Origin of the sequence: Stenotrophomonas sp. GD03777 (assembly GCF_029842485.1) — a bacterium.
In the GTDB taxonomy this organism is placed as follows: Bacteria; Pseudomonadota; Gammaproteobacteria; order Xanthomonadales; family Xanthomonadaceae; genus Stenotrophomonas; species Stenotrophomonas sepilia.
The window spans coordinates 1-4,303 of sequence record NZ_JAOCGL010000180.1; the positions used below are offsets into that span (position 1 = coordinate 1).

Sequence of the window (4,303 nt, forward strand, 5' to 3'; positions counted from 1 at the left end):
GGCACTGGCCAGGCTGAGCCAGCGCGACCGCCCGATCGTGCTGGTCGCTCCGCCCTATCGCCCGCACGCTCCGGCCTGGGCAGCGGCCGGGCTGGAACTGGCCCAGCTGAAGGTCATCCAGGCCACGCCGAAGCAGGCACTGTGGGCCGCCGAACAGTGCCTGCGCTCTGCGGCCTGCGCGGCGGTACTGTGCTGGCCGCATCAAGCCGACGACCGCGCCCTGCGCCGCCTGCAGGTGGCCGCCGACAGCGGCCAGTGCCTGGGCTTCGTGTTCCGCGAGGCGCAGGCCGCGCGCAATCCCTCCCCGGCCAGCCTGCGCCTGCAGCTCGACCACGGCCAGGTGCGGGTGCTGAAGTGCCGTGGCGGCCTGCCGCCGGCACAACCGTTGCCGCTGGCCATCGCCCACTGAGGACGCGCCATGCACTGGGCCTGCCTGTTGTTGCCGCAGTTGGCGCTGGACAGCGTGCTGCGCCTGCAGCCCGACCCACAGCGGCCCTTGGTGCTGCTGCAGGGGCCGGCACAGCGACGCGTAGTGCGTGCAGTCAGCCCGTCAGCACGCGCCGCGGGGTTGCGCCCGGGCATGCTGCTGTCGGCTGCACAGGTACTGGTGCAGGACATGCACCTGCACGACTACGACCCCAATGCCGAACAGCACACCCGGCAGCTGCTGGCCAGCTGGGCCTATGCCTACAGCTCGCAGGTCAGCCTCGATTTTCCGCATGCGCTGGTGCTGGAAATCGGTGCCAGCCGCGCCCTGTTCGGTGACTGGCTGACGATCCAGCAGCGCCTGCGCAACGAACTGCACGAACTCGGCTTCCGCCACCGCCTGGTGGCCGCGCCTACCCCACATGCCGCGCGCGTGCTGGCCAACGTCCACGATGGCCTCGGCCTTGATGCGCAGCAGCTGCCGGCGGCGCTGGCGCAGCTGCCCCTGGCGCGCTGCGGCCTGCCCAGCGAGGCGGTGACGGTGCTTGGCCGTTCCGGCCTGCGCACGTTGGGCGCGGTGCTCAAGCTGCCGCGCGACAGCCTGGCCCGGCGCTTCGCCCCCGAGGTCCTGCAGCAGCTGGATGCATTGCGCGGGCTGCCCACCGCGCCATTGCGCTACTACCAGCCACCGGACCGTTTCGATGCGCGCATCGAATTCGAATACGAGATCGAATCCAGCCAGGCCCTGCTGTTCCCGCTGCGCCGCCTGCTGCTCGACCTGGCCGCGTTCCTGTGTTCGCGCGATGGCGGCGTGCAGCGCTTCGACCTGCATTTCGAGCATGACCTGTTGCCGGCCAGCGTGCTGACCATCGGCCTGTTGGCGCCCGAACGCGATCCCGCGTTGCTGTTCGAGATCGCGCGCAACCGCATGGAAGCGTTCGCCCTGCCGGCCGGCAGCCGCGCACTGCGCCTGCAGGCCGAACAGCTGCCGCCGTTCGTGCCCGCCGCGCGTGACCTGTTCGATACCCGTCCGGCGCAGGCGATGCCGTGGAACCAGCTGCGTGAGCGCCTGCGCGCGCGGCTCGGCGATGACGCCGTGCAGCCGCTGGCAGTGCAGGCCGACCATCGCCCCGAACGCGCCAGCGGCACCCAGCCAGCAGCCAGGCCACCGGCATACTGGCCACTGCGCCCCGGTTGGCTGCTGGACGCTCCACAGCCGCTGCGTGACCCGCGCCTGCGCATCATCGCCGGGCCGGAGCGGATCGAATCGGGCTGGTGGGACCAGGCTGACGCGCGCCGCGACTACTACGTGGTGGAAACCGCGCATGGCCAGCGCGGCTGGGCCTTCCGCGCGCGCAACGATCCGCATGCGCCGTGGATGCTGCACGGCTGGTTCGGCTGAGCCGCCATGCGCAGCGAACTGCCCGGCTACGCCGAACTGCACTGCCTGTCGGCCTTCAGTTTCCAGCGCGGTGCTTCGATCGCCGAAGAGTTGTTCGCGCGCGCCGCTGGCCAGGGCTACCGCGCGTTGGCGATCACCGACGAATGCTCGCTGGCCGGCATCGTGCGTGCCTGGCAAGCGGCGAAGGCGCATGGCGTGGCGCTGATCGTCGGTGCCGAATTCCAGGTCGAGGACGGGCCGAAGCTGGCCCTGCTGTGCACCGACCAGGCCGCCTATGCCGGGCTCTGCCAGTTGATCACGACCTGCCGGCGGCGGGCTGCCAAGGGCGAGTACCTCTGCCTGCGCGAGGACCTGCTCGGCCTGCCCAACGGCCTGCTCTGTCTATGGCTGGACCGGCAACCGGCCGCTACCGACCTGGAACTGCTGCGCACCGGCTTCAATGATCGGCTGTGGCTGGCGGTGGAACTGCACCGCGAACACGATGACGCACGCCGCCTGCAGCAGCTGCAGGCCTTCGGCGAACGCCACCGCCTGCCCCTGGTCGCCAGTGGCGACGTGCACATGCACGTGCGACGCCGCCGCGCCCTGCAGGATACGCTGACCGCGATCCGCCACCGCTGCAGCGTGGCCGAGGCCGGCTGGCGCCTGTTTCCCAATGGCGAGCGCCACCTGCGCCCGCGTACCGCGCTGGCCCAGCTGTATCCGCCCGAGCTGCTGGCTGAAACCCTGCGCATCGCCGAGCGCTGCCACTTCACCCTGGAACAGCTGCAGTACACCTATCCGCGCGAGCTGGTGCCCGAAGGACACGATCCGGACAGCTGGCTGCGCGTGCTGGTCGAGCGCGGCATCCAGTGGCGCTGGAAAGGCGGCATCGAAGCGAAGCAACGCACGCAGATCGAGCACGAACTGGCGCTGATCAAGCAGAAGAACTACGCCTCCTACTTCCTCACCGTGCAGGACATCGTGCGCTTTGCGCGCAGCCAGGACATCCTCTGCCAGGGCCGTGGCTCAGCGGCCAACTCAGCGGTGTGCTTCGTGCTGGGCGTGACCGAGATCGACCCGGCACGCAGCAACCTGCTGTTCGAGCGCTTCATCTCCGCCGAGCGCGACGAACCACCGGATATCGACATCGACTTCGAGCACGAGCGGCGCGAGGAGGTGCTGCAGTACGTGTTCAAGCGCTACGGCCGCGAGCGCGCCGCACTGACCGCGGTGGCGATCAGCTACCGTGGCCGCAGCGCGATCCGCGACGTGGCCCGCGCGCTGGGCCTGCCGATGGACCAGGTCAACGAACTGGGCGCGGCGATGGACCACTGGGGCGGCAACATCCCGCTGCCGGAAACCCTGCGCGAGCGTGGCTTCGATCCGGACACGCCGTTGATGCGGCGCCTGCTGGCACTCACCGCAGAGCTGATCGATTTTCCGCGCCACCTGTCGCAGCACCCGGGCGGTTTCGTGATTTCCGAGCATCCACTGTCGACCCTGGTACCGGTGGAGAACGCGGCGATGGCCGACCGCACCGTCATCCAGTGGGACAAGGATGACCTGGATGCCACCGGCCTGATGAAGGTCGACTGCCTGGCATTGGGCATGCTCACGGCCATCCGCAAATGCCTGGCGATGCTGAAACAGCATGGCCTGCACAGCGGGCGCATGGATGCGATCCCCGACGAAGACACCCCCACCTACGACATGATCAGCGCCGCCGACACCATCGGCGTGTTCCAGATCGAGTCGCGCGCACAGATGGCGATGCTGCCGCGCATGCAGCCACGCAACTTCTACGATCTGGTGATCGAAGTGGCGATCGTGCGTCCCGGCCCGATCCAGGGCGACATGGTGCACCCCTACCTGGAGCGGCGCCGGATCCTGCGCGAACAAGGCCCGGACGCGTTGAACGACCCGGACAACCCGCTCTACCCACCGCAGCTGGAACGCGTGTTCGCGCGTACGCTGGGCGTGCCATTGTTCCAGGAGCAGGTGATGCAGCTGGCGGTGGATGCGGCCGGCTACACCCCGGGCGAGGCCGATGCCCTGCGCCGTTCGATGGCGGCCTGGAAGCGCCGCGGTGGGCTGGAACCACATCGCGAGAAACTGCTGGCCGGCATGCTGAGAAACAACTTCAGCCGCGAATACGGCGAGCACCTGTTCGAGCAGATCAAGGGATTCGGCGATTACGGTTTCCCGGAAAGTCATGCCGCCAGCTTCGCCCTGCTGACCTATGCCAGCTGCTGGCTGAAGTGCCATCATCCCGCCGCGTTCACTGCCAGCCTGATCAACAGCCAGCCGCTGGGTTTCTACAGCCCTGACCAGCTGCTGCAGGACGCGCGGCGGCATGGCATTACCGTTCTTCCCGTGGACGTACGCCACAGCGACTGGGACTGCACGCTGGACTTCAGCAGGGGGCCGGCGGCGATCCGTCTGGGCCTGCGTCTGATCGACGGCTGCAACGAAGATGCCGTGCAGGCCATCATG

3 protein-coding genes are annotated in these 4,303 nt (G+C 68.9%); all 3 read left to right on the forward strand.

The annotated features are described in order from the left end of the window. The coding region (gene imuA / locus N5E02_RS20265; protein WP_279946681.1) for a translesion DNA synthesis-associated protein ImuA at nt 1–409 on the forward strand (409 nt) is incomplete at its 5' end. A 9-nt stretch (nt 410–418) separates the two neighbouring features. Continuing rightward, nucleotides 419–1,828, forward strand: coding sequence for a DNA polymerase Y family protein (locus N5E02_RS20270; RefSeq protein WP_005417086.1), 1,410 nt, complete (start codon nt 419–421; stop codon nt 1,826–1,828). 6 nt (nt 1,829–1,834) lie between these two features. After that, nucleotides 1,835–4,303, forward strand: a 2,469-nt coding sequence (locus tag N5E02_RS20275; protein ID WP_279946682.1) for an error-prone DNA polymerase, incomplete at its 3' end; no start/stop codon positions are given.